Consider the following 26,355-nt stretch of genomic DNA (forward strand, 5'->3'; position numbering starts at 1 on the left):
TTTTATGTGAATGGCTAGTGATTCAAAATTCGGCTCAGGAACAGACGCGCGCGCTCTTCACGCGGACTTGCGAAAAATTCCTGCGGTGTCGCTTCTTCCAAAATCGTTCCCTGGTCCATGAACACGATGCGATCGGCCACCTCGCGGGCAAAGCCCATTTCGTGCGTGACAACGACCATCGTCATCCCTTCTTTTGCAAGCGTCTTCATGACGTCCAGCACTTCCCCGATCGTCTCGGGATCGAGCGCTGAGGTCGGCTCGTCGAACAGCATGATTTTCGGACGCATCGCCAGTCCACGGGCAATCGCTACGCGCTGCTGCTGCCCACCGGAGAGCTGGGTCGGGAATTTTTCCGCCTTTTCCGGAATCCCTACCTTCTCCAAGTAATAGAGCGCCGTTTCTTCTGCTTCCTGTTTGGAGACACCCAATACTTTGATCGGCGCAAGCGTGATGTTTTCCAGAACAGTCTTGTGCGGATACAGGTTGAAGTGCTGGAACACCATGCCGATATCGCGGCGCAGCTTGTTGATGTCGGTATTTTTGTCGTTTACTTTTACGCCGTCCACCAAAAGCTCTCCGCTTGTAACCGTTTCCAATCTGTTGATGCAACGAACCATCGTACTCTTCCCCGAACCGGACGGGCCGATGACGACGACAACCTCTCCCTGGTTGATATGCAGGTCGATGTTTTTCAGGACGTGGAAGCTTCCGTAATGTTTGTTGACTTGATGAAAACTGATCAACCAGATCCCCCCTTGCTCTCTTTCATAGTTTGTATCGTAAAGGCGAACTACCCGAATCTACAGAAAAATACAAATCAATTTTATTTCTCTTTATAATTTTCTAAATTGTGAACGGAATTTAAGCACAAAAAAGGCCAGTTGCCCCCATGCCTGCCCGGCACAAAAGTCAACTGGCTTCGTTTTTGGATCGCCTTATCCCCGCAGACGGTTCACCCAGAAACCGCCCTTCAAGTGTTTCGGCTCAAAAGAAATGACAAAAGCTTTAGGCGCGATCTGCTGAATGAGCTGCCACAGTTTTTTTTCGTTGCTGCGCTTGGTCAGCACTTGCATCATGAGCCGATGCCCATCGCGGCCTTCCGCTACCCAGGAAGTGACGCCAAAGCCATGTTCCCGCAGCTTCACCGGAACGTCCAGATCGACAGAATCGACCACCACCTGGAGCGTCACATAGCCCAGGGCCAAATATTCCTCGATCTTGCTGCCGATGTACACGCCCATTCCCCACCCGATACAGTAAGCGGCGAGGTTGACCGGATTGTCCAGGTTATCCAGAACAATCGCCAGTCCTTTCAAATACACGAACACTTCCACCATCGCCAGGAGCGAAGCCAACACGCGGTACCCTTTGATCACCATCAACAGTCTCAGCGTAAAAAAAGACACGTACAAAATGTTAATCCCGATGATGATCCACACAAACTCGAAGCCCATTTCTCCCCTACCCCCACCCAGACCGGGTCATTGCTGTTTTCCAATCACGTCTCGAATATAAACGATGTGCCGTGCAAAATCTAGCTGGAAAAGGACGCTTAAAATTTCCCAGCGAGCCGCCTTTCACCAACAGCCCAAAACAGCTTAATGACCAAAAGAATTGGGTAGATTTGCTCAGTTTGCCCGCCGATCCAGCAGCTTGTCAGCCATCTGCTCGATCAGCTCGCACTTGGCCAGCAAATCGAGCATTCGCTTGGGCAGTGCCTCGACTCCGTAGTAGGCTCCTGCCAATTGACCGTAAACAGCCCCGGTCGTATCCGCGTCATCACCGAGATTGACAGCGCGAAACAAGCCCGCCTCAAATGTGTCTGTCGTGCAAAAAGCCCACAGCGCTGCTTCCAGCGACTCTACCACGTACCCTGATCCTTTGATTTCCGTCTCTGCTTTGCCTTTGTACGAACCAAGAGCGACGCGGGCAATGCCGGGATCAAGCGGTTCCTCTGCCCACAAATTCTCGACAGGCGAATAGGCTCCCGCCAGCAATTGATCTTTTGGCACGCCCTGCAAAGCTCCCAGCAACAGCGCACCCAAAAAACGGCAGCCATCTACCGCTTGGGCTGCCGCATGTGTCGTGCGCGAGCTTTGGGCGCACATGTCGATGGCTTGCCTCGGCTCGCCTGCGAAAAAGAGCGCTACAGGAGCCAGCCGCATGATCGAACCGTTTCCAGCCGTCCTCGGGTCTGTCGATCCGCTGTATGGCTGTCCTGTCTGTTCATACCGCCACAGCGCTTCCTTTGTCGCATTGCCGATGTCAAAACAGTGATCCTTGCAGCTCATGTACCCTTTGCGATACCAGGCCAAGTAACGGTTCATTTGATCCTCTGGATCGAACCTCCCCGTCTCGCTCAGGCTCTCCGCCAGGCACAGCGCCATGGAAGTATCATCCGTCCATTGACCCGGCTGCAAATCAAACGGCCCTCCGCCGATCATTTCCGTAAGCGGCTCAAACGTGCCTGGCTTGCGAAATTCCAGCGTCGCTCCAAGCGCATCCCCTATTGCCAAACCGAGCAAACTGCCTGCATAACGCTCACGCAGTTCCATAGCCAACACCACCTTTTAACAGAATTATCAATCTATTTATCAGCAGGTCAGAATAGGCTCTTGCCTACCCTACCTCCTTCAGACAAAACATCTGGCAATCACACTCTTGCCGACATGCTGCTCGTCCAGCTCGTCAGACGCCACCTTCTCGTCGCTTTGCGTGAAGGTAATAATCTGCGGCATTACCAGCTTGTACCGATTCTCCATCACGGTTTCCAGCACATACTGCCCTTCGTTATCCCACAAAAGAACACCTGCCAAAATCCTGGTCTCCACACAGATCCTCCCCCGTCGTGGTAAATATAGACAACCCACCTACGATTGAACTTATCTGCTGGTGCAGCAAAGACGGGTACGATGACCCGCCTTTCCTCTGCGCTCTTTGTTGTTTTATTGCTCTTTTTTCAATCGTGCATCCAGAACAAAATTGCCGAACGGCAACAGAGACGCGATAAACGCCACGATTACCTTCAAAATGGACCATCTGTCCTTAAATGTAACATGAGCCAAGGCCAAAATATAGAGGACAAAAAACAAGCCATGCAATGAGCCTGCGACTTTTACTGCGTCCGGAAAATCGAGGTAGTACTTGAGCGGCATCGCAATCAACAGCAACACCAGATACGAAATTCCTTCAATAATGCCGATAACGCGAAAACGTCCGAGTGCGGTATTCATCATGGGCGGATACCATCCTTGCTTGTAATTATCATCATTATAAACGAAAAACTATCTAAATGATGAGAATTGTCCATTGTTCATAATAAATTCAAAATCAGCGGCCCCATGATTGTTCGCGAATGCGTTCCATCCAGCGCACCTCGGCATGCAAATGCTCGATCGCCCCAATCAGGATCGTCTTCGCCCCCCAATTCAGCTGCTGCTCCATGATCGATTCGAGCAAGGCAGCAAGCCGTTGCACCTCCTGGATGTTCACGGCCAAAGCTTCCCCCATTTTTGCGGGATCGCCATGAGAGGCGAAGGTCAGAGCTGTATAAATCGGATTGGTGAGTTGCATCGGCTTGCGCATTTCCTGCAAAAGCAGCTCCTGAAACTCCGCCTCCCCTGTTTTGGTGATGCGATACATTGTCTTATCCGGGCGGTTAGACTCGCGAATGACTTGCGTAATCTCGATCATCCCACCCTTTTCAAGCTGATTGATGGCGTAGTAGAGTGAGCCTTTGGCGTATTTGACGTAGCAATCGATTCCTCGCGTCTTCACCTGCTGCTGGATTTCATACGGGTGCTTTTCCCCTTCCATCAGCAGCCCTAAAATAAGCAATTTCAAACTCATGGCTACTCCCCTCTTACCCGCGTTCAGGCTTGGCTTGCGGAGCCTTTTTTCCCGACGTTACCACTCGCTCATTGCCCATCAGCAAAATAAAGACGACCGCGAGTAGAGCGGGAACAAGCGCCCACAAAAACGTGTGAGCGATGGAAGAAGCAAGAATGTCCGTCATTTTTTCCAGCACGGGAGCCGGAATCGCAGCTCTTGCTTCCGGCGTCAAAATCGCGCGCGGATCGGTGATCGCACCAGCTGCACCTTGACCGGAGAAAGCAGAAGCCATGCCATTTTCAAACTGGTTGCGCTGCAAAATGCCAAACACCGTAATCCCCAGCGTCATGCCGAGCGAACGTGAAAAAGAGTTCGTCGAGCTGGCCGATCCACGTTGACGCATGTCGAAGCCATGAATCGCGGATATCCCGAGAACCGAGAAATTGAACCCGACGCCAAATCCGGTAATCGTCATGAAGATCGTCACCGTAGAGCGAGCCATGTCAGGCGACAAGGTGCTGAGCAGAAACAATCCCGGTACGAAAAAGACCGCTGACAGCAGCATGATGTTGCGGAAGCTCGTTTTCGTCGTGAGAAAACCGCCGACCTGGCTGCCGGCAACCGAACCGAGCATCATCGGCGTCAGGAGCAAGCCGGAATTGGATGCAGACCCGCCATATACCCCTTGGATGAAAATCGGCAAATAGACCGTCGTGATGATAAAAGCGGCTCCGTACAGCAGAGCGACTGCATTCGTCGTAGCGAACAATCTGCGTTTAAACATCGCAAACGAAATAATCGGTTCCGATGCTTTCTTTTCCACAAACAGAAAAATCACGAACAGCAGGAAAAACGCAGTGAACAGTCCGATGATTTGCGCGGAGTTCCATGCGTACTGATTGCCGCCAAGCTCCAGGGCAAACATGAGACTGACGACAGCGCCGACAAGCGTGATCGCTCCCCACCAGTCGATGCTTTGCTTGCGGTGCTCAAGCGACTCTCTGTAGTACCTCGCGATAAACCAGAGAGACAGCGCCCCGATTGGCACGTTGATGAAAAAGATCCAGTGCCAGCTGACGTACTCCGTGATGTACGCTCCGAGCAACGGCCCGAACACGCTGGAAGTACCGAAAACCGCACCGAACAGCCCCGTCATTTTCCCGCGCTTTTCCGGCGGGAACACGTCAAAAATGATCGTGAAGGCAATCGGCATCAAAGCGCCTCCGCCGATCCCCTGAATGGCGCGGTAAATGCTCAATTCGATGATGCTGTTTGCCGTTCCGCACAAAATCGAACCCAATAAGAAAACGATCAGGCCAAATATGTAGAAACGCTTGCGCCCGTACATGTCGGAAAGCTTGCCGAAGATCGGCATACCCGCCATCGTCGCGACCATGTAAGCGGATGTTACCCAGACGAATTTGTCCATGCCGCCCATCTCGCCCACAATCGTCGCCATGGCAGTCGCCACGATCGTGTTGTCCATAGACGCGATCAAGAGCCCTAACAAGAGGCCCGCGACGACAAAATTCACTTTGCTTTCTTTGGCGATCATTGCCGTTGTCCTCCCTGATAGTCAAATCAAACTAATATTCTTTATTATATTCAAATTTGACCATTTGTCTGTAAAAAAATATTGAAGAACTCCAACTGGCTTCTCCTTCTCTTCGCGCGATACAAAAACACCTTCTCTCCCAAAAGAGAAGGTGCCTTACTTTTCGCTTAGTTCGTTTTCAACACGTCGTGATCGACATAACGCTCGCCATTCAGCTCGCTGATGACGTTGATCGCAACTTTGGCGCCATCGCCAGAAGTAATGATCGTATGTACGCTCACGCCTGCGCACGTGCCCGCTGCCCAAATGCCGTCGATGTTCGTTTTTCCTTGCGCGTCTACGTCTACTATTGTTTTGATTCTTGGCTCCGTGCCATCTTTCGTCTTCAAGCCGATTGTTTCCGCGAGGGCTGTGACTGCTCCCGTCGCCAAAATAACATGCTTCGCTTCGAACGAGCCTTTTTCCGCCGTTTCGACTACCAGTCCTTGCTCGGTTTTCGTCACGTTAGTTACTTGGTCTTCCACCAGCTCTGCTCCGAATTTCGCAGCTTGTTTTTTCCCCGTTTCAATCAGGTCAGGGCCAGAGATTTCCATGATGCCATAGTGGTTTTCCATCCAAGCGCGTTTGGTCATGCTTTTGTCATTGTCAATCAACAGCGTCTTTTTGCCTGCTTTTGCAGCGAAAATCGCTGCGCTGCCTCCCGCTGGACCTGCTCCAATAATCACGATATCAAACAAAGAAATCTCCCCTTTCCAAAATGTGTTACAAGACATAATTATATACTTTGTTTGTGAAAAGAAAAGCCTTCCCTTCTCTGAAAATCTCGCGAAGACGTTCTGCACCCTTCAATAGTATGAAATCTTCGCAGAAAACGATGCACGGCTTTGGCGCAAAACCTTACAGACGAATCCAAAACCGCCGCACGACATTGCCATCCTCTTCGATCACCTCGGATTCAAACACCCCGCCGTTGCCGAGAATCGTTTTTTCCGAACCGATATTGTGACTGTCGCACACGACCAGCACCCGCTCCAGGCCAAGCTCCCTCGTCTTGTCCAGCGCTTGGGCAAGAATTGCCGTCGCGTAGCCTTTGCGTCTTTCGCTGGGCCGGATGCCGTAACCAATATGTCCCCCGACGTTCAGCAACCGTTCGTTCAGGCGATGACGAATGTTGACCGCCCCGACGATCTGCTCTTTTCCATCGACCAGCCAGTAAGTAGAGTGCGGCACCCAGCCTGCTTGCAAGTTTTCTTCCTTTCCCTCTCGCTCCATGAATGCCAGATAAGTCTCAAAATCATGCGGATCGTGCCCGATCACCCATGGAACGAACGGTTCCCCGCTTTGCTTCCACTCCTCGTAAAAAGCCAAATACTCCTGTTTGCGCTCGACTGACGGCTTGACCAAATACGGTGTCTCCGACATGCTTGTTCTCTCCTTTTTGTCAATAAATTCCGTCTATCTTAGCATGGACATCGCCGCTGGACAAGAAAAAAAGCGTGACACGAGCAGCCAATCGCTCGCATCACGCCTTGTTTGTTTTTGAAAATTACCCTTGCTTCTTAATACTTGTTGAACATCATGATCCAGATGGAACCTGCGATAATCGTGAACACGATCACAAGTCCGAGAATCAGTGTCTGTACATTGTAGCGCGGCTTTTCTCCCTCACGGATGTGCATGAAGAAGAACAGCTGAACAACGAATTGCAAGATGGCCATCACCAGAATCGTGATTACGAGAGCCGTTTTTTCGAGCATCTGATTCATGACCAGCACCAGCGGGATGATGGTGAGCACAATCGAGAGAACGAAACCGATCACGTAAGACTTCAGCGATCCGTGATCTTGATGACCGCCATGGTTTTGATGTTGTGTCATCTTACATCACCCCCATCAGATAGACGACTGTGAAGAGGAAGATCCACACAACGTCCAGGAAGTGCCAGTACAAGCTCAGGTTGGTAACTTTGCGGCGAGTTACCGCATTAATTCCACGGCGCTTCAGCTGCATCATCAGCGCTACCATCCAGAACAGACCAACGGAAACGTGCAAACCGTGCGTACCGACCAGTGTGAAGAACGCGGACCAGAAGCCGCTAGTAGCCATGGTCGCACCTTCGTGCATCAAATGCGTAAACTCGTTAACCTCCAGCACGACGAACGCAAGACCGAGAACAGCAGTTACAGCGAGCCAGGCGATCAGCTCTTTTACTTTCCCTTTGTTCATCGCCAGTACAGCAAGTCCGCTGGTAAAACTACTGGTCAACAAGATAAAGGTTGAAGCGATGATCCCAGGCAGTTCAAACAATTCTTTTCCAGTCGGTCCGCCTGCAAAGCTATGCATCATTACCGCATAGGTAGCAAACAGCGTACCGAACAAAATGCAGTCCGTTACAACGAAAATCCAGAAGCCAAGAACCTTGAGTTGCTCATGCTCTTCATGATGGTCATGGCCATGACTATGGTCGTGATGATTAGCCATCATTACAACACCCTCCCCAGTGAAGCCTCCGTGCGACGCACTTCATCCACCGGTACGTAATAATCCGTATCGTATTGGAAGGAGCGTACCCACATGCACACGGCAACTCCAATGAATCCAACTACGGCCATCCATACCCATCCAAAGGTGAATCCAAATCCAATCAGGAACCAGAAGGTCGACATGATAATCGGAATACCCGAGTTTTTCGGCATATGAATTGGTTCCAGATGCACCGGCTCTTCTTTATACGTGCCGTTTGCTTTCGCTTGTTTTGTTGCCCACCAGTCATCCGAGTCTTTTACATTCGGAACGACAGCAAAGTTGTAGAACGGTGCTGGAGATGGAATCGACCATTCCAGTGTACGCGCATCCCATGGGTCGCCTGTTGTATCCCGTTCCCCATGCTTGATGCTGTACGTAATTTGCCATACTTGGAAGATGAAACCGATCCCCATCATGAAGGCACCGACAGTCGATACGAGGTTGAGGTCTTCCCAACCGCGATCCCAGCCGTATGTGTAGTAACGGCGTGTCATACCCATAAAGCCAAGCGCGTATTGCGGCATAAAGCAAATATAGAAACCGATATTCCAGAACCAGAAGCCCCAACGTCCGAGCTTCTCATCGAGCTTGAAGCCGAACAGTTTTGGCCACCAGTAGTAAATACCTGCCAGGTAACCGAACACAACCCCACCGATCAACACTTGGTGGAAGTGGGCAATCAGGAAGTAGCTGTTGTGGTACTGGTAGTCTGCCGGAGCTACCGCCAGCATGACACCTGTCGCTCCCCCTACGAGGAAGCAAGGAATGAACGCAATGGTCCACAGCATTGGTTGTTTAAAGGATATCCGACCACGGAACATCGTAAACAGCCAGTTAAATACCTTAACCCCGGTCGGGATCGCAATGACCATCGTCGATATCGCAAAGAACGCGATAACGCTGGCGCTTGTACCCATTGTGAAAAAGTGGTGAGCCCATGTGAAGAAGGACGCGATCGCAATCGCCATCAAAGCCCACACCATGGATTTGTAACCGAAAATGCGTTTGCGCGAGAATGTCGCAACTACTTCAGAGAAAATACCGAATGCTGGTACAACTACGATGTATACCTCTGGGTGACCCCACATCCAGATGAGGTTCAGGTACATCATCGGGTTACCGCCGCCGTCCATCGTGAAGAAGTGAGCACCTGCGAAACGGTCAAGGAACAAAAGTGCGATTGTAATAGTCAAGATTGGGAAAGCAAAGATAATCATGATGCTGGAAGACAATACCGACCAGCTGAACAGCGGCATTTTGGAAAGAGTCATTCCTGGTGCACGCATTTTGAGAATCGTAACGATAAAGTTGATACCTGTTGCCAAACTACCGATACCGGAAATTTGAATACCCCAGATCCAGAAGTTTTGACCAGGTCCCGGACTGAAATCATTTTGTGACAATGGCGGATAAGACAACCAACCAGCGTCCGGGGAGCCCCCGATAACGAACGACAGGTTGAACAGCATCGCGCCAAGGAAGAACAGCCAGAAGCTGAGCGCGTTCAGGAACGGATACGCAACGTCGCGCGCACCGATTTGCAGCGGAACAACCATGTTGAACAAACCAAACATCATCGGCATCGCCATGAACAAAATCATGATCGTACCGTGAGTCGTAAAGATCGCGTTATAGTGATCGGCATGCAGGAATTCCAAATTCGGGAATGCCAGCTGCAAACGCATCAGCAGGGCGTCAACCCCACCGCGGAACAGCATGAGGAGCGATGCAATCAGGTACATGATCCCGATACGTTTATGGTCAACGGTAGTCAGCCATTCGCGCCAGAGCCAACCCCATTTTTTATATTTGGTCAGGACAAACACGATCGCGAGCATTGTCAAAACAATCGATACGTCCGCACCGTAAATCAGTGGGTCACCAGTTACAAAGAACGTGGATGCAAAATCCTTAATGTCCTCCCACACGTGGTATTCCTCCTCCCTCTCCTAATGTTTCATACTGGAATGATCCATTCCAGGCATGTTGCTCATGTCAGTTGGTGGCAATTGCGAGGTTTCTTTTGACTTATCGCCTGTCGGAGCAGGCTGCTTTTGCATTACATGGTCCATATCATGGCCATGACCGTATTTTTGAACAATCTCTTCAAACAAGCCTTCCGGGAATGCAGAGTACAGTTTTTCCTCAGCCAATCCTGGTTTTTTCAGCTCGTTGTAATCTTCTTTTGTCATAGCAGGGGAAGTACCTTTTACTTCACTGACCCATTTATTGAACTCTTCTTGCGGTTTCGCTACTACTTTAAACTGCATGTGCGCAAATTTTTCACCAGAGAAGTTGGAACTGAATCCAGCAAATTCGCCTGGTTCATCTGCTTGCAAATACAGCTCAGTCGCCATACCTGCCATCGCGTAAACCTGACCGCCCAACGATGGCACCCAGAAAGAGTTCATAGGAGCTTCTGCGGAAATTTGGAAATGAACAGGTACACCAACCGGAATTTCCAGGTAGTTGACCGTCGCAATGTTTTGTTCTGGATAAGTGAACATCCATTTCCAATCCAATGCGGTAACCTGAACGGTCATCGGTGCTACTTCTTTATTCGGAGATTCCTTCAGCACATACGTATCGCGAACGGTAAAGTAACCCAAGATCGCAATGATGACTACCGGAATGCCCCACCAGATTGCTTCAAGGACCGAGTTATGTGCCCACTCAGGTTTGTAAGGCGCCTTGTTATCCGGTTTATCCCGATATCGATACACGATAAAAGCGGTAAGCGCAAGAACCGGAACGATGATGACGGCGCACAATATCGTGGAAATAATAATGAGATTGTACTGCGTCTCTGCTACAGGCCCTTTCGGATTCAAGACAAGATACTCACTACCACAGCCTGAAAGCAGGACGGTGGTTAACGCTGCCAAGATCCAAAAGTGGATTTGCCTCAGCATTTTTCCTCCACTCATTCTCCTAATCCCTCCTCTTTCACAAAACAACAAGCCTCTAACTGATGATGTGTCCGCTATTCGCGTCCGCTTCCCCTCCGAGTCTTTCACGACAGAGGATGGAATCCATCTTCGAGCAGGACTCAGCAGAGAATTTTAACGTAAGTGAACATATCAACTAACCGCATATACATACTATCAGAGACGGAGAACTTTTGTACTTCTTTTTTCGGACGTTCAATAATTCGTAGCTTTTCTGTGACAAAGTGTTCACGAACCAGTCACGAGTTGATCAAATTCTTGTTAACAATCCCCTGCGATGCACATCTCCATCCAAAATTGGTCGCGATATCCAGCCGTTTTGCCGCCTTTGCGTTGTTTCATTTAAAATAAACAGCCCCTTCCTTCGGACATCGCCAGAAGAAGGGGCTGGATCAAGGCAAACAAAACGGTCACATCTCATTTCATGAAAAACGTCGAGACATTTTTCAAAGAAAAAAACCTCTCATTTTAAAAAGGAAGCTTCATGAGAGGTTTTGTCTATGAATTTGTCATCGCTCTTTACACTTCTTGCTTACGCAGATTCAACAGGCGGAAAACGGTGCTCATAATGAAAATGTTCATTCCTGCAATCAAGAAACCAATCGATACCATCAACGGGAAGTTCTCTGCTCTGAAATCGCTTGCAGTAAACGCCATCAGCAGGCCACCAATTGCAATTGCGGTCCAGGCAATCCATCTCAGCACATCTGCGGCTCTTTTATCTGTATTCATGATTTAAAACCCCTGTCGTTTTGGATTTTCGTCTTTGCTCGTTTTCTTTGTTGAACTTATTGTAACATAAAATTCACTTTTTGTTCATGTTTTGTTCAAATTTTGATTGAAAATTTGTCAAAAGTTTTTTTACAAATCTCTTGCTGTCTATGTTGTTACATTTTTCCTTTGTGTCTTAATTGTGAAACAGGGAAAAAACCGGACAAAAAAAAGCCTGCCGCCTCGCTTTTGCGAAAAACGGCAGACTCTTTTGTTCCCTTTTGCCTTGCCCATCAACCAATCAAGCTGTCTTTTCCAAAGTGGCGGCCGCCTCATTCCTGTGCCTTTTGCCCCAACTGCGCCCGCCAACAGAGAACAACGTCAGGACAAACAGGACGCGGAACAACTGGAAGGCGGTCACAAGCAACGGATCGGCTCCGATCGTCATCGCAGTCAGGCTCATTTCCGCGATTCCGCCGGGCGCAGTCGCCAGGATGCCTGTCGCAAGCTCCATGTCAGCCAAATAAGTCATGCCGGCAGCCATCGCTGTTACGATCGCGAACAGCAGCAGAGCGTGCATGACGGCGAATAGAAAGAAGCGTTTTTGCTGCCGGACTTCCTCTTTGCGAAAGCCAAGGCCGATACTCACCCCGATCATCACTTGCGCCGCCTTGACCAGCTCTCCCGCCAGCAGCGGATTTGCATTGCCCGACGGGTTGTTCAGCGACACAATCGCGGCAATCAGCAATGGTCCGAGAAGGTATGGCGCTGGCACGCGACAGCGCGCTGCGAGCAAGGCAGCAAGCGAGCTGGCGATGACCAGAAGCACAGTCGGGAGCCATGCCAGCTGCTGGCCGCTCGCCAACATCCCCGTAGTCGAGCTGTGGTTCCCGGATATCCAGGAAATCAAAAAGGGGATGCACAGCACAATCATGACGGCGCGGATCGAATGAAAAATGGAGATGATCTGCTGATTGCCGCCGATGGACTGTCCAATCGACACCATTTCCGACAGCCCGCCCGGTATGTTGCTGAAGATGGCGGTAATTCGATCCACCTTGCCGATTTTGTAAAAAAGCCACGCGTTGAACAGGCTGAGCAACACGGTGAACAAGGTGGCGATCAGCATCAAACCGATATGATCTGTCATGGTCTGCCAAATACTCGGCGTCATGCGCAGGCCAAGCGATATGCCGATCACGATCAGTCCCGCCTGACGGAACCAACCGGGAATCCACAAGTTTTTGCTGCCCAACATCGTAGCAGCGACGGTGGCGACGAGCGAACCGATCATCCATGGAAGCGGGCTGTGAACGAGAGCAAACAGCCAGCCTCCAGCCGCTCCGAGCGACAGTGCAAGCCCTATTCGAAGCAAGTTCATGCTGATTCCTTCTCTCCCTGTCTGACGTTGCGATCTTTTGTACAGTTCCAGTGTACGCCAGAAGAAAACAGCTGAAAAATACCGAATCGTTATCGCGATCGATTCGTTTCGCGAATGGCACAAAAGAAAAAGCTGCCCGCGTGGAGCTTGCACTCCTTGCTCGGGCAGCGACGAACGCGTTAATAGGAATGAGGAAAATCCATCTGTTGCATAAAGCGGACGAACGCTTTTACATTTTGCAGCTCCATGGATTCCTCATGGTAAAACATCCATGTACTTCGCCTGATCGGCTGGTTTGCCGCATCCCGAAGCTCGATCAGATGCAGCCCTTCCTTGCCCTCTGCCACCAGACGGGGCAAAATGGCGTAGCCAAGCCCGCTCGCGACCATCTCGCCGCACGTGTCAGCCTTGTCTACTTCCATGTCGATTCTCGGCGGCGAGGAGTAATTTTGTGTCCACCAGCTATCCACCAATGTCTGCAAAAGCGGATCAGTCTCGTAATCAATTCGCGGCAAGTCAGGAAGGCTTTTTAAATCGAGCGGAGTTTGCGAGACAATGCACACGCTTTCCTCAAACAAAAGCTGCTTGCCCCCCGGCCAATTGTAATCACCGCGCACGAAGCCAAGGTGCACATCCTGGTTGTAAACGGCCTGGTACACGTCTTTGCTCCAGCCTGTCTCCACCTTAAATTCCACCAGCGGATACTTTTGCTTGAACAGCTTCAAAAGCCCTGGCAGCTTGTAGCGGGCAAAGTAGTTGGAGACGCCGAGGCGCAAGGTGCCGCTAACCTCTTCTCCCATATTCGCGACATGTTCCTTGATCTTGCGCAGTCGGACGAGCATTTCGTCTGCACAGTTCGCCAAATACTCGCCCTCCGGTGTAAAGTGAACGCCCCTTCTGCCGCGCTGCACGATTTGCACGCCAAATTCTTTTTCGATTTGCCGCAGACGCTTGGTTAAAGCAGGTTGGGACAAGTACAGGCTTTTCGCCGTTTTGGTAATGTTTTGTTCCTGATACAGCGTTCGCAAAATCGACCAGTCGCGGTATTCCATGGCTACAATGTCTCCGCGTGATCTTGCGCGGCGCTGCCTTCCTCTGACTTTTCACCCTTGCGCTTCAGGTACGTGCCCACAGCAATGACCACGAGCGCCAAAGCGACCGGCAAAATGACATGCAAAGCAGGCAACAGTTGTTCCAGAAAAGCTCCGACTACCTTGTCGCCGACGATCATCTCGCCTGCTGTGTACCCAAGCAATGCCGCTCCCAGCAGGACGATGATCGGAAACCGATTCATCAGCTTCATCAAAAGCTGGCTGCCCCACACAATCAAAGGAATGCTGACCGCAAGCCCGATGACGACCAGCAGCATGTTCCCATTTGCCGCACCTGCAACGGCGATGACGTTGTCCAAGCTCATGATCAAATCGGCAAAAATAATCGTTTTCAAAGCCTCCATCATGTTCGAACCGCTACCAATGCGGGCATCCTCTTCCTCGCCTTTGAGCAGTTTGACCGCGATCACGATCAAAAGCAGTCCGCCCAAAACTTGGACAAACGGGATTTGCAGCAGCCAAATGGCAATGAAAGTCAGGATGATTCTCAGTCCGATTGCCCCGAATCCGCCCCAGAAAACAGCTTTCTTTTGCACTTCTGGACGCAAGTTACGACAAGCCAGCGCAATAACGACGGCATTGTCCCCACTCAAGACCAGATTGACGATGATGATTTGTAGTAAGCTAAGTAACAATTCTGTCATGATGGCTCCCTCCGTAGGCGATGATAGTGACAATAATAGACCTTTTCGTTTTCATCTGCAGTATTTTTTTCGCTTTTGCCTGCACTTTTTAGCTGGAAACAGTTCAGGTTCAGGCACAGAAAAAGTCTGCCCATCGCGACAGACTCTGTTTTCGTTCGATTGCGACTGGCTGAGGGATTCATCTAACGCGATTGCATTAGTTGTTGCCCTGTCCCTTGTAGCCGTATACGGAGTAGTCGGCCTTTACTTTGCGGATCGCATGCCAGACAGGCAAGCCCCGCGCTACCCAACGCAAAGCCGACATGATATTTTGCTCATTCTCAAACTGCTCGACGATAATGACCGTCTTTTCATTTATGTAGGACTGAAGCTCTTCCCAGCCCATTGCCGAATAACGGTCATTGCCGTAAGTGCGCAAGGCCAGAAAATCTTCTCGCTTCGGTTCTTTCATCTGGAGCAGCTGCCGAATTGCTCTCGCACAATCGGGATGAACATCGGAACTGGCCGCATTCGCCAAACGGTCATTCATAAACAAATGCCTCGTTTCTTCTATATATAGTTGCCCTTCTAGCATAAGCAATCCCCATGCTTTCAACAACCATAACATGCGCAAAAAGCATGACCGCGCGGCGAGCCTAGCTGCACCATTCCGCTATCAGCTTCGCCATAAAAGCGCTGGACAATACAACAGGCAATCCGGTCAGTTCGCTCACAAGCTCTCTCGCTTCCTCCGTATACCCCATGCAATCCATGAGCAGGACATCGACCTTGTCTTTGAGCGGTTCGATTGCCGCCTGGTATGCCGCCCGGTCCAGCGCGAACGGGGAGACGACGGCGAATATCGGCTCCAAGCCATGCGGCGCGTATTTTTCCCGCAGCGCTTCCACCTGCTCGGCCAAAGGCACAAGCACCCCGAGTCTGCGGCCTTTTGCCATAATTGCTGCCATGGGCGGAATGATCCGATCCGGTTCCAGCAAAAAAGCCTGCTCTGCGCGCAGTCCGGGAAAGACTCCCGTGCACAAAAGCAAAATGTTGCGGATTCCTGACCGCTCCATGTCCGCTATTTTTTGCTGCAAAATCGGCTGAATCCGTTCCCTGGACAAGACGACAGACTCGCCGCTTGTCAGGCGCGAAGTCAACACGTAATCGCCCGCAGTCGGAGCCAGCTTGCTTGCAATCTCCGCTTTCGTCATCTGATCCAGCACCCCGGCCTGGACCAGCTCCGCCCGCCCCGCCAAATGCTTTTCTACAATCGGCGCAATGTCTTGCCGCGGTGCTTGTCCAATCGTAATCATTCCTACTTTTCTCATCGGCTGCTTGCCTCCTTTTTCCACATCGCTTGTTTGTAAAAAAACGGGGAGAATCCAGCTCTCCCCGTTCGCTTGTTTAGTTGTGCGCTTCCACGCCCATCGTTTGAAAAATTTTCATGGAGCCGTAGCGGCGATTGATATGAGCAAATTCTTGTTCGTCGTAAAAGCTGGTTGTGCCGTTCGTGTATTCTTTCGCCACTTCAACCGCAAACTTGACCGCGAGCGCAATATCCGTCTCATGACTTGCGCCTGTGCCGCATCCGGGAACAGCCGTCTGGGCCGTAATCGCTACTCCGACTACCGGAGCATCGGTGGCGACAGCAGGCTGCAAAATGCTGTTGATGTGAAAAAGATCGTTGCCGTACGGCGTGATGTCTTGCTGCGTAATCGGGAACGTCACAGGCAGCTGCCCTGTCGTCATTTCCATGATCCGCAACAAATCTTCGCTGATGCGCAAAATGTAGCCTTCCTTGACAGTTGGCGAGATAGCGATTCCTTTATGGTTCACGATGCGGTTGCCTTTTGTCGTATCAATCGAGAGAATCGCTTCCATCTCGTCGCTGACTTCATAGCGATTCATCGTCAAAATATCGACAGGCGATCCCATGAAATCGACCGGCTCATGCGGCTGTGTCGGCGCATTCGGGCATATGTGCGTGCTGATGATCACATCGCCATCGAGAACGTCGCCATTTTTTTGCATCTCGGCAAGCTTCAAGGCGCAAGCGATTGCAGCTACAGCCCCGTCGGCATCAGATACCATCCCGATCCGGCTCGGACGCGCTCCGATTCCGCCAAGTCGGCCGATAATCCCGAATGTTCGCGCGCTGCCGCCAGTGGACTTGCCGTTTTTCCCCGGTACGACGATTTTTACGAAATCGGTGCTGCCTTCTGCTCCTGCGACCGTTTGCACGGCAACCGAAACGCCGGGGTAGGCGGTAAACAGCTCCTTGATCGTTTCGCCATTCACATAGGCGCTGTCCATCGTTTCAAAAACAGTCATCGTTTGCTTCAAAGACATGGTTGCTCCTCCTCGATCCGAACATAGATGTTGTCTCGTGATGTGATGTGGAATCAATCGTTTCTAGCCGAAAAGATAAGGCAGGATTTGTTTGCCCACGGCACCTTCCACAGCGGCAAGCAGTTGTTTGTTTCGCATCGTCGCGCTGAGAAGCAAGTTCTCTTTCGGGACGTGAATGACGGCAATTTGCTGTCCTTTTTCGATTTCCGCCGAAACAATCGGCTTCGCTGTATTGGCGTCGAGTGTCATGATCAGGTCCGGGAACGTGCCGAGCCGCTCTCCTTTGTGCTCCAATGTCATGTACTCGTTCCAGAAAGTCATCTCGTGCCCGCTGATCACTACGCGCCCGACGTCAAAACCGCCCGCTGTCGTCAATTCGCATTCATCTACGGAGCCTGCCGTCACAATGCGCCCGCCCAATTTTCGGCACACAGCTTCGATCGCAGCCTCGCCTTTTGCCCCGAGCAGTGCCTGCCCCACTTCAATCGCTTGGCTGATCGCTCCTGGCGCTCCATGCTCGCGGGCATAGCCTACGCTGATCGGATTGCGGGCCACGACTACCAGACCGCCCGTCTCGACCGACACTTTGCGCACCAGACCTGCCGCCTGCTGCAACTGTCCGCTCACACATACTTCATGGTAAAGCTCATCCTTGCCGCCGACTGCCGCCTGATGGGAAATGTAGCCCTCTACCTCATGCAGATTCATCGCTCCCATCGAACCAGTCGGATGGGCACGGCCGTTGCAAGGCAGGTCGATTACGGGCAATCCCGTCACTGCGGCCTGGAACCAGCCGTTTACGGTCGTTCCGGCGCCATTTTCATTGGTGATGATTCCTTTGATCGGTTGTCCGATCGTCTTTTCCAGCAGTTGCAGAGCGCGTACGTAGTGCATCGGCTTGACGTACTGATTTTCCGCAGCAGGCGCTCCGACCAGCGCAACGGTTGCCAACAAGTCATCGTCATTCATTTCATCTGCTGTCACCAGGACAGGAGAGCCGACTTCGAGGGCGAGACGTCCTGTCTCCATGCCATCCTCGATCCAGCCGCCCCCGCCGCCGCCAAGGACTGCTCCGCCGTAGACGGCCGCTTCCATCATTGCTTGATCCAGTATGATTTTCGCCATTTCGTTTCTCCTCCAGTTGCTTTATTTTTTCGCGAATTTGATCAGGGAGTTACAGAAACTGTAGATCGCGTCACCTGCGATAAAACCTGCTGCGAGAATGCTCAGTGTGCTTTCCGCCTGTTTGCCCTTCACTTTCAGGACGACAAAGCGGATCAAAATTCCCGCCAGTACGGCCCAGCCCGCATTCGGGTTGAGAATCAGCAAACCTGTGGCAAACATGACGCCGAGCTGACGGTTGGAGCCGCCAATCAATTGCAGGAGCGCACCCGGAATCGCCCACAGGAACAGCTGCTTGGCCACTTCCGGGGAAGTGCCTGCTGCGATTGTACTGGCGTAAACTTTGTCTACTGGCGGAATCAAGCCTTGCGAGAAAAAGCTTTGATAGGAAAAGGCAACGGTAATGAGCGCAACCCCGAAGGCAATCAATCCGGTAATGTACTGTTGCTTGCGACCGTCTACCTCCAGAGCCGCGTCTGCGCCCTGGCCGCGCAAAATGTAGCCGGTTTTCAAATCGTAGCCCATGTCGGCAAAAGCAGGCCCGGTCGCTGCGCTAAAGCCGACCAGAAGAGCGAGCGCGACAGGCGGGAAGCCAATCATCATCCCGATAATCAGCGTGATCAGTGCAATCGCAAACGCGGGGAACCAGCCGGAATGCATCGCCGCAATCCCCACAATCAGCTCGTGAACATAGGCGGCAAAAGCGGCGAACAACAGAAAGCCGATCAGCATGCCAAACGACATGTCCGTCATCAATCCGCCTGCAAGCGCAACAATCAGCGCTACGACGAGATATGCGACGAAGCCAAGCCCCAAGATGCGGGATGTCGTCTTTTCATTTTGGGTGTAGCTGTCCTCGGGATTGTTCGCGTTTCCTGCGGTGGCCGCAGCAGGCTTTTTCTTTTTCAAAATGATAAAAGCTACCTGGAACAACGCGACGATCCCGGCCCCGATCATGAAGCCATGCGGAATGTACAGCGCGTTCAAGTCTTGATTGAACAACGGAACAGAATATTGCCGCAGCAAAAGACCGATTCCGAACATCGTGAGCGCCCAGATGTTCCCGATGAACGCCACCCCGAACGCCGACATCGAAATGCCGAGGTACGAGCCTAACAATCCAGCGCCTGTACCGACTCCCAGCAGCACGCCGCGCTTGCCGCCTTTGTCTCCGGCGATAATCGCCTCGGCCGTTGCTACGCCAGGTGCCCATGTCCCGGAAGCGGGAAAAATTTTCGAATCAAACAGCTTGTACAACAGGGCCGTGTCCACAAACATCGCCAGTCCAGCCCCGATCAGCATCGGAATAATCAGCTCCGGCATGTTCATCGCAAACGGAATCCCGATCGGAATCAACAAACTGTTGGCAGCCCCGAACGTCGCAGAGGAGATCGACGTTTGCACCAGATTTTGCCGATGAGTCGAGCGGTATTTGGAGAAAATCTCCATCGGAATGCGCGCAATCAGCATCGCGGCAATCGCCCCGATAATCGATGTGCTCGGTGTGACCCCGAGTGAAGTAATCAGTTGCATCCCGATCATCGCCCCGAATACGGACAAGGCGATATTGAGAATAAGCGTCATTGGCTCAAATGCGGAGGGATGTTTTTCTCGTGGTGTCTTGTCTTTTTGCATAAGTAGCGCCTCCTTTGTTGAATGAATCATGATGAAAAGAAAAGAAAAAATGGAAAATAGCCTTTTTGCGATCCAACTTATTTGTTGGCTAGTATTGCCAATCCGCTTCGCCTTTTGCCATGAAAGCGCCTCCACGTTCGCTGGCCAAAAGCTTTGTTGCTTTCCCCCCTTTTGCGCCACGTTTCTTTCTATTCTGTGTTTTTCCACTTTAACAAAAAAAAGACGCTTTCCCCTATGGGAAGCGTCCCAAAAGTTCGCACCCTTTTTTGGGCACGATCACAAACGGCCTGTCGTTATTCGAACGAATGAATGTCGACTCCCTGCGTTTTCCAGACTCGCATGGCGACATCCAAACGAAACCGCACCTCGGGATCATTCAAATCGGTTTGCAGAATCTCGCCAATTCGCTCCAGCCGATACAAGACCGAGTTGCGATGAATGAACATTTCCTCCGCGACCCGCTTTGTATTTCCCCCCGATTGAAGAAAAGCGCCCAATGTCGCCAGCAATTCTGTCCCGTACTCTTCGTCGTAGCGGACGAGCGGCTCGATCAGCATGGAGGTGAGCGCCGCCAGCACCGGATGACCTGTGTTGTCCAGCAGCAAGTCTTCGACGAGAATCTCGTGATAATGCACCATTTCCTGTTTCGGTCGCGTCTTGGCTCCGACAGCAATCGCTTTGTACGCTTCGCGCGAACTAGCCGGAACGTCTGCCAAATGCTCGCGCGCTCCCCCGATTCCTACAGCAAGCTGCCACTGGGCCGAAAACTCCTCTTGCAGAAGCGCCAGCTCCCTCATGAGTGCTTCCGCGTCCGCTTTTTGCTTGTCCGCTTCGGCAAAAGCCGATGAACAGAGCACGAGCAGCGAATCGTTGATGACGACTCCTTTGCGTGCATGCACCCCTGGCTTGTTCAGCTTTTGCAACAGCAGATGGTACACCTGCGCAAGCTGTTCATCCCGTTCCTTTTGCGCCATCTCGACCTTGCTTTGCACACGCATGACGATTACGTAATGATATTGCCTGAGCGAAATTCCCAGTTGCTTGGCCCGGTAGCGCAGCAAGTCTTCCTGGTGGGCAGAACCGGAAAACAGCTCGACCAAAAACGACTCCTGCTCTCGTTCCCGTTGCAACTGCTGTGACTGGCGGATCGTAAAGTCAATCGCCAACACGGTCACCGCATGATCCAGGCACATTTGTTCGAAGCGTTCCTGTTCTTTCAGTTCGCGCGAAATGGCAAGATAGCCCATCACCCTGCTGCCCACCTGGATCGGCCGCTTTTGTTGAATCTGCCTAACATCAAACTGCGACGTAGCACTCTCGATTTCCCCGTCCTCTTTCAGCACAGCCGCCTCGCAAGCGAGCATATTCCCGATCAATACGACAAGCTCGGTCGTCCGCCGATTCAGGACGAGATTGGTAAACTGCTGGTTCACTTCCCGCACCTCGCGCAGCAAAAACGCCTGGCGCTGAAGCACCTGGTCAATCACCGCATGCGTCATGTCGATAAACGAATTTTCCAGCGGGATATCAAACAGCGGAATGCCGTACAAATTGCTTTTGTACAACGCCTCCGCAGGCACTTCCTGAATGACTCTCCTCGTCTTGATGCCGATAGCCGAACTGCCAATCCGATGCATTTCATCCAGCAAGCGGCAGAGCAGCATCGGCTCATGCCGAAACGCGTAGCCTGTCGTAATAATCAGTTCGTTCGGCCGCAAAAAGCCTGTCAAATCAGGCATTTCCACGGAGCTTATGTAATAAATTTCTTTGGCGATTCCTTCGTGTCCGGCCATGATTTCCGATCCGCGAAACACAGGCAATTGCAACAGCCGCTCGACGGTAAAAGGAGAGTTTTCCATGACTTCACCTCTTCGCTTTTGACTCTTGGCTACATGCTACCACAAAATGCGGAGGGCAGAAAAACGGCAATAAAAAAGACCGTCATCACTTTGATAGGACAACGATCTCTTGTGCTTGTGCTGATTCAGTTTCTCCGCTTTTGTCTTCGTCGCTCGCTGTCTCATGTCAGCAAACACGAAAATGCTCCTGTTCAACTCCGGGTTGCGCTTGCCTTCCCGCACCAATTTTTCCCGATGCTTGCGCGCGCTGCTTTTTGCCATTTTCACTCACTCCTTTGTGGCGGCACTTTCGCTTTGGTACCGTCTGCGACTGCCATCCTTGTTGCTATCATAGTACGCCTGGTGCTGGTTTGCAACGAAAATAGGCGACGTCTACCAACACTTGTCCAAACCAATTGTTCGCTTGTGAATAAAGTAAAAGGGACAGGAGGTGTTCATCAAGATGAAAAAAACGGCAACACGTGTAGAAAACCAAGTGTACTCCACTCGCGTTCTGCGCTCGGAATTTGACAGAAACTGGCGCACATTCGTGTCCAGAAGCGGATACGTCGTTTATACGGCAACAGCTAACCAGGCCAAAATCATCGTCCTTTTGGCGGACGGTTCCAGAAAACTGCTGATTTTCGGCAAAGGCGGCAGAGTCCTCGTTGGCGGTGGGGGCACCAGTCATTATAGCAAACCCCACGTCGCACGCGATTTGTAAATGTCACCAAAACAGCCCCCCTGTGCGTTTAGGCGAGCAGGGGGGATTGGCTTTATTCGTATGTAAACTTGTTGATTAACAATTTCAATTCCTCGGCATTTCTTCTCGCGATCTGCGCCAAATCAAATGCACTGCGGTTAAAAATCGTTTTTCCTACTCACGATACGCTAAAGGAGGGCTTTCCATTTAGGTAAAAAGGGGTATTCTCATAATAACTACAAGATGATACCATAATTTTACATCTGGTAATATCAAGGAGGTACATTAATGTTAGCCTACTATAGAGGTGCAGGCTGTTCATTATTCGTTGCAAGTATTCTACTTTATTTTTATGTAGTAAGTAGAGAAGGAGTAGTACCGGTAGATGACAGCGGTACATACTATATACTTCAAGGCTACATTATTGTATTAAATTTTGTCGGAGCACTTTTTGGATTGGCACTATATTTGAATTTATCAAGAAAAAAGTCAAACAACGTATTGCTTAATATCGTTTTATTCACACTACTTGGATTGGCGTATTCCATCGTTCTTTCGTTTTTATTGCCGTTCAAAATGATTACATTTGGAATTACGATTTGCGGTTCAATATTTTTTTATCTTGCTCAGCTTTCTACTAAACGCATTGCTTCTTATACAAATGCGATAGGTGGTCTGGTCGTATCCATTTCTATCTTTTTGTTGTTGTATTTTGTTTATTAGTTTTGAGCTGTCATTTTTCGAACCATACACAAAAAGAAACAGGCAGCTTTTAAAAAGGGCCTGTTTCTTTTCGTATATTTTGAGCTTCTATCTCCCTACCAGGGAATTTTGCTTTTACTCATACGTAAACTTGTTAATCAACACTTTCAATTCCTCGGACAACACCGACAACGCCTGAGCCGACGAGGAAATTTCCTCCATGGAGGCGAGCTGTTCTTCGGAGGAAGCCGCTACTTCCTCGGCAGTTTCGGCATTGCCTCTCGCAATCTGCGCCAGATCGTTCGCAGCTGTCGTCACTTCATGCACCGCGTTTGCGATTTGTCCCGCAATGGCTGATACTTCGTCGATGAGCGGATTCGTTTGGCGGGTACTCTGGACGATTTCCTCAAACTTGTGGATCGTTTCCGTAGAGAGAGCCAAGCCTTCAGCCACATCCTGTCTGACTTTCTCCATGTTATCGACCGAGGCTCTCGTCTCTTTTTGAATTTCTGCAATCAGTTCGACGATTTGCTTGGCTGACTCCTGGGATTGCTCTGCCAGCAAGCGCACTTCGGTCGCGACGACGGCGAAGCCTTTTCCGTGTTCGCCAGCGCGGGCTGCTTCGATCGCGGCATTGAGCGCCAGCAAATTGGTCTGCTGGGAGATGCCGCTGATGACTTCCGAGATCGAGCCGATTTCTTTGGAACGGTCGTACAGCGATTTTATCATTTGATCGGATTTCTCCACGGAAGCATGAATCGAGTTCATTTGCCCTACGACTTGCTGCACCGAGCTTCCGCCTTCATCCGCCTGCTCCGTCGTTTTCGTAGCGATATCCGCGAGAACCTGGACACTTTGCGTGATTTGGACGATTCCTTCCGACACCTCTTGGAGAGAGTGCACATTGCGCTCCGTGACTGCGGTCTGCTTTTCCGCCCCTCCTGCCACTTCCAGAACCGCATTCGTCACTTGCTCCGTAGCAATGCTTGTCTGCTGGGCACTTGCCGTCAACTGCTCGGACGAAGCGGCAACTTGCTCGGCTCGCGCTTCCACATCGGAAATGAGCGTGCGCAAATGCTCCTGCATCATGTTGAACGCGCGGCCAAGCTCGCCAAGCTCATCGCTCGTGCGCACTTCGATGGAATCGGTCAAAATGCCTTGGCTGACCCGGACCGCATGCTCTTTCACCTCGCGAATGCTTGCAATAATCGAACGCAAAATCACGAAAATGATCATCCCGCCCACGATCAAGCAAACCGCAATCGTCCAAAGCGTATGCGTATAGATCGGGCGGGCAGCCTCATCCACTTCCGAGCGGAGCATCGAACCAGCTACTTTCCAGCCCGTAGTCGGATTGGTCATAAAGTACATTTCTTTTGGCTGATCCTGAAACGAATACGAGAACTGGCCCGTCTCCGCCTGGTACAAGTTGTCATAGAAAGCTTCTTTTGCTTCCTCTCCCGCAGTCTCTTCCGGGTGCACAACGTACTTCTTGGTCCCATCCAACACCATCACGTAACCGTTCGTGCCGATATTCACGCTGCTGGCCACTTTTTTGATTTGCTCAATGCCGAGCGTAATGCCGATGACTCCAGAGCCGTCATCCGTCGCTTTGGCAATCGTTACGATGACTTCACCCGTAACGGCGGAAATGTACGGCGCGGTAATAATCGCTTTGCCTTTGCTCGCCATCGCGATTTTGTACCAGTCGCGGGTACGCGGGTCAAAGTCTGCCTTCACTTCCTGTCTGGGCGAGCGCATGTAACTCCCGTCTTCCGTCCCTAAACTGATACTCGCTACTTCCGGGTTCATCCCCATGTAAATATCGAGGAATTTCACAGCCTCCGAGTTGTCTTTTGCTGCATACATGCTCTTGTTGATCACTTTCGCCAAGTAGTCAGCGTCTTTCATTTTCGGCTCAAACGTATTGGAGATGATCGAATTTACGAGAGAAACATTTTCATTCGCGCTTGTCATGATCTGTTTCTCAATTTCCTGCTTGGCCTCCTGGAAAGACAAGGCTCCAACCACGAGGGAAGGGATAATCAGGATCAACAGAAACGTCACAATCAACTTGGTTTTGAAGCTTTTGATCCATTCTAGCTGTCTTACGTTCAAGTCTGTTCATCTTCTTTCCTTGTTGAATTTGGATAAAAAAGGACAATCGTTATAAGTCCTAATGACTAATATCGGTAACTGCCTAATGCTTTTTTAGTAAAAGACGATAAAGTTTGTCGGCTTTGATACCCGGGATTGCCTGTAAAAGGGCAGCAGCATGCGTTTCCGGGCGAAAAAATGGCTAGAAAAAAAGCCGGGATATCCCCCGACTTTTTTCCTGATTGCTTCTGCCCTATTGTTTATCGCTCGTTTTTCAGCTTGGTCAGTCGGATGAACTGCTCGTCTCTTGCGTGCAGCCTGTCCGCGACTGAGACGTGCTCGTACGAGTAGATGCCTGCTCCTGATTTGGTGCCCAGCTCGCCTTTGTTCACGTGCTCGCTAATAATCTGTGGAGCCGTAATAGATTGATCCAGTTCCGGCGCCAAATTGTCCATGACGCGCTGCCACGTATCCAGCCCGCCAAAATCAGCGGTCTCGATCGGCCCGACGAACGCCCAGCGAAAGCCGATGCCTGCTTTCATTACCGTATCGATGTCTTCCGCACTCGCCACGCCTTCCTCCAGCAAATGAAACGCCTCTCTCATCAACGCCGTTTGCAGGCGGTTGGCGATAAAGCCAGGCACATCTTTTTTCAGCAGCACGGGAGCTTTGCCGATTCGTTCCATCAGCTTGACTGTCGCTGTGACAACTTCCTCTGCCGTTTGTTCGTGGCGCACAATCTCGACAAGCGGAACGAGCTGCGCCGGATTGAAAAAGTGAGTGATGATAAAACGGTGCGGCGACTGTGCCTTTTCGATCAGCCGCGCGATAGAGAAAGTAGACGTATTGGAAGCGATAATCGCCTCCGGCTTGGCAAACTGCTCCAACTGGGCGAACAGCTGCCATTTCAGCTCGATCACTTCCGGCACAGCTTCCGTAATCACATCAGCCTCAGCCACTGCTTGCTGCAAATCGGTAGTCAGCACAATCCGCTCCAGTGCAGAGGACTTGTCCTGCTCCGTAATGACTCCCTCTTTTTCCAGCAAGTCCAGACTTTGTTCCACGCTCGCTTTTGCTTTGTGCAATAGTTCCTCCTGCAAATCGTAAAGCGAAACAGAGAAACCCGCCAACGCATATAGCTGGGCGATGCCATGCCCCATTACACCTGATCCGATTACTGCTACGTGCTTTATCATGTGGAGAACCTCCCGGGAAGTAG

At 51.0% G+C, this 26,355-nt stretch carries 28 protein-coding genes; 2 read left to right on the forward strand and 26 right to left on the reverse strand.

The window, feature by feature from the left end; genetic code table 11:
- Positions 1-14: 14 nt before the first annotated feature.
- The 24 genes from IRJ17_RS26450 to IRJ17_RS26565 all read right to left on the reverse strand — a co-directional run bounded on the left by IRJ17_RS26450 (position 15) and on the right by IRJ17_RS26565 (position 21,916).
- Complete coding sequence (locus tag IRJ17_RS26450; RefSeq protein WP_122962786.1) at positions 15-743, reverse strand: amino acid ABC transporter ATP-binding protein; 729 nt, start codon at positions 741-743, stop codon at positions 15-17.
- A 192-nt stretch (positions 744-935) separates the two neighbouring features.
- Positions 936-1,454 (reverse strand): DUF2179 domain-containing protein, encoded by a 519-nt coding sequence (locus IRJ17_RS26455; protein WP_122962785.1) that lies wholly within the window; start codon positions 1,452-1,454, stop codon positions 936-938.
- A 174-nt stretch (positions 1,455-1,628) separates the two neighbouring features.
- On the reverse strand, positions 1,629-2,555 hold the full coding sequence (locus tag IRJ17_RS26460; protein ID WP_242772420.1) for an ADP-ribosylglycohydrolase family protein: 927 nt from the start codon (positions 2,553-2,555) through the stop codon (positions 1,629-1,631).
- A 78-nt stretch (positions 2,556-2,633) separates the two neighbouring features.
- Positions 2,634-2,831 (reverse strand): hypothetical protein, encoded by a 198-nt coding sequence (locus tag IRJ17_RS26465; RefSeq protein WP_122962783.1) that lies wholly within the window; start codon positions 2,829-2,831, stop codon positions 2,634-2,636.
- Between the two features lie 114 nt (positions 2,832-2,945).
- Positions 2,946-3,236 carry a DUF3817 domain-containing protein gene (locus IRJ17_RS26470; RefSeq protein ID WP_122962782.1) on the reverse strand — a complete coding sequence of 97 codons (291 nt, stop codon included), beginning with the start codon at positions 3,234-3,236 and terminating at the stop codon, positions 2,946-2,948.
- Positions 3,237-3,330: 94 nt separating this feature from the next.
- Positions 3,331-3,849, reverse strand: a complete 519-nt coding sequence (locus tag IRJ17_RS26475) for a PadR family transcriptional regulator (RefSeq protein ID WP_242772422.1) — start codon at positions 3,847-3,849, stop codon at positions 3,331-3,333.
- Between the two features lie 13 nt (positions 3,850-3,862).
- Complete coding sequence (locus IRJ17_RS26480; protein ID WP_242772424.1) at positions 3,863-5,386, reverse strand: MDR family MFS transporter; 1,524 nt, start codon at positions 5,384-5,386, stop codon at positions 3,863-3,865.
- 167 nt (positions 5,387-5,553) lie between these two features.
- Positions 5,554-6,123 carry an FAD-dependent oxidoreductase gene (locus IRJ17_RS26485; protein ID WP_122962780.1) on the reverse strand — a complete coding sequence of 190 codons (570 nt, stop codon included), beginning with the start codon at positions 6,121-6,123 and terminating at the stop codon, positions 5,554-5,556.
- A 160-nt stretch (positions 6,124-6,283) separates the two neighbouring features.
- Positions 6,284-6,808 carry a GNAT family N-acetyltransferase gene (locus tag IRJ17_RS26490; RefSeq protein ID WP_122962779.1) on the reverse strand — a complete coding sequence of 175 codons (525 nt, stop codon included), beginning with the start codon at positions 6,806-6,808 and terminating at the stop codon, positions 6,284-6,286.
- Positions 6,809-6,945: 137 nt separating this feature from the next.
- Positions 6,946-7,263: a cytochrome o ubiquinol oxidase subunit IV gene (cyoD, locus tag IRJ17_RS26495; RefSeq protein WP_063228404.1), complete on the reverse strand. Its 318-nt coding sequence runs from the start codon at positions 7,261-7,263 to the stop codon at positions 6,946-6,948.
- Between the two features lies 1 nt (position 7,264).
- Positions 7,265-7,867: a cytochrome o ubiquinol oxidase subunit III gene (gene cyoC / locus IRJ17_RS26500; protein WP_173596270.1), complete on the reverse strand. Its 603-nt coding sequence runs from the start codon at positions 7,865-7,867 to the stop codon at positions 7,265-7,267.
- 2 nt (positions 7,868-7,869) lie between these two features.
- A complete protein-coding gene (locus IRJ17_RS26505) occupies positions 7,870-9,840 on the reverse strand; it encodes a cbb3-type cytochrome c oxidase subunit I (protein WP_122962777.1) in 1,971 nt (656 codons plus the stop codon).
- A gap of 21 nt (positions 9,841-9,861) precedes the next feature.
- A complete protein-coding gene (gene qoxA / locus IRJ17_RS26510) occupies positions 9,862-10,839 on the reverse strand; it encodes a cytochrome aa3 quinol oxidase subunit II (RefSeq protein ID WP_122962776.1) in 978 nt (325 codons plus the stop codon).
- 540 nt (positions 10,840-11,379) lie between these two features.
- On the reverse strand, positions 11,380-11,592 hold the full coding sequence (locus IRJ17_RS26515) for a hypothetical protein (RefSeq protein ID WP_122962775.1): 213 nt from the start codon (positions 11,590-11,592) through the stop codon (positions 11,380-11,382).
- Between the two features lie 280 nt (positions 11,593-11,872).
- Positions 11,873-12,952: an AbrB family transcriptional regulator gene (locus IRJ17_RS26520; protein ID WP_217021867.1), complete on the reverse strand. Its 1,080-nt coding sequence runs from the start codon at positions 12,950-12,952 to the stop codon at positions 11,873-11,875.
- A gap of 179 nt (positions 12,953-13,131) precedes the next feature.
- Positions 13,132-14,004: a LysR family transcriptional regulator gene (locus tag IRJ17_RS26525; protein WP_122962773.1), complete on the reverse strand. Its 873-nt coding sequence runs from the start codon at positions 14,002-14,004 to the stop codon at positions 13,132-13,134.
- A 2-nt stretch (positions 14,005-14,006) separates the two neighbouring features.
- Positions 14,007-14,708, reverse strand: coding sequence for a TerC family protein (locus IRJ17_RS26530; protein WP_122962772.1), 702 nt, complete (start codon positions 14,706-14,708; stop codon positions 14,007-14,009).
- 196 nt (positions 14,709-14,904) lie between these two features.
- On the reverse strand, positions 14,905-15,237 hold the full coding sequence (locus IRJ17_RS26535) for a hypothetical protein (protein WP_217021864.1): 333 nt from the start codon (positions 15,235-15,237) through the stop codon (positions 14,905-14,907).
- A 106-nt stretch (positions 15,238-15,343) separates the two neighbouring features.
- A complete protein-coding gene (locus IRJ17_RS26540; RefSeq protein WP_217021863.1) occupies positions 15,344-16,018 on the reverse strand; it encodes an AroM family protein in 675 nt (224 codons plus the stop codon).
- A 76-nt stretch (positions 16,019-16,094) separates the two neighbouring features.
- Positions 16,095-17,039 carry a DUF1177 domain-containing protein gene (locus tag IRJ17_RS26545; RefSeq protein WP_242772427.1) on the reverse strand — a complete coding sequence of 315 codons (945 nt, stop codon included), beginning with the start codon at positions 17,037-17,039 and terminating at the stop codon, positions 16,095-16,097.
- 63 nt (positions 17,040-17,102) lie between these two features.
- On the reverse strand, positions 17,103-18,164 hold the full coding sequence (locus IRJ17_RS26550) for an S-methyl thiohydantoin desulfurase family protein (RefSeq protein WP_173596026.1): 1,062 nt from the start codon (positions 18,162-18,164) through the stop codon (positions 17,103-17,105).
- A gap of 21 nt (positions 18,165-18,185) precedes the next feature.
- Positions 18,186-19,796: an OPT/YSL family transporter gene (locus IRJ17_RS26555; RefSeq protein ID WP_122962767.1), complete on the reverse strand. Its 1,611-nt coding sequence runs from the start codon at positions 19,794-19,796 to the stop codon at positions 18,186-18,188.
- 293 nt (positions 19,797-20,089) lie between these two features.
- Complete coding sequence (locus tag IRJ17_RS26560; RefSeq protein WP_242772430.1) at positions 20,090-21,655, reverse strand: PucR family transcriptional regulator; 1,566 nt, start codon at positions 21,653-21,655, stop codon at positions 20,090-20,092.
- Positions 21,656-21,691: 36 nt separating this feature from the next.
- Positions 21,692-21,916 carry a hypothetical protein gene (locus tag IRJ17_RS26565; RefSeq protein WP_242772433.1) on the reverse strand — a complete coding sequence of 75 codons (225 nt, stop codon included), beginning with the start codon at positions 21,914-21,916 and terminating at the stop codon, positions 21,692-21,694.
- Positions 21,917-22,097: 181 nt separating this feature from the next.
- Between IRJ17_RS26565 and IRJ17_RS26570 the strand changes: the two genes are divergently transcribed.
- Together IRJ17_RS26570 and IRJ17_RS26575 are read left to right on the forward strand one after the other, a co-directional pair.
- Entirely contained in the window at positions 22,098-22,358 is a 261-nt protein-coding gene (locus tag IRJ17_RS26570) for a hypothetical protein (RefSeq protein ID WP_122962764.1), read from the forward strand.
- Between the two features lie 267 nt (positions 22,359-22,625).
- Positions 22,626-23,060 (forward strand): hypothetical protein, encoded by a 435-nt coding sequence (locus IRJ17_RS26575; protein WP_242772436.1) that lies wholly within the window; start codon positions 22,626-22,628, stop codon positions 23,058-23,060.
- 114 nt (positions 23,061-23,174) lie between these two features.
- Here the strand turns inward: IRJ17_RS26575 and IRJ17_RS26580 are convergent, their stop codons facing one another.
- Together IRJ17_RS26580 and IRJ17_RS26585 are read right to left on the reverse strand one after the other, a co-directional pair.
- Complete coding sequence (locus IRJ17_RS26580; protein ID WP_217021860.1) at positions 23,175-25,157, reverse strand: methyl-accepting chemotaxis protein; 1,983 nt, start codon at positions 25,155-25,157, stop codon at positions 23,175-23,177.
- A gap of 239 nt (positions 25,158-25,396) precedes the next feature.
- Positions 25,397-26,332: a 3-hydroxyacyl-CoA dehydrogenase family protein gene (locus IRJ17_RS26585; protein ID WP_173596022.1), complete on the reverse strand. Its 936-nt coding sequence runs from the start codon at positions 26,330-26,332 to the stop codon at positions 25,397-25,399.
- Positions 26,333-26,355: the final 23 nt, after the last annotated feature.

This window comes from Brevibacillus parabrevis (assembly GCF_022701015.1).
Classification (GTDB): Bacteria; Bacillota; Bacilli; order Brevibacillales; family Brevibacillaceae; genus Brevibacillus; species Brevibacillus parabrevis.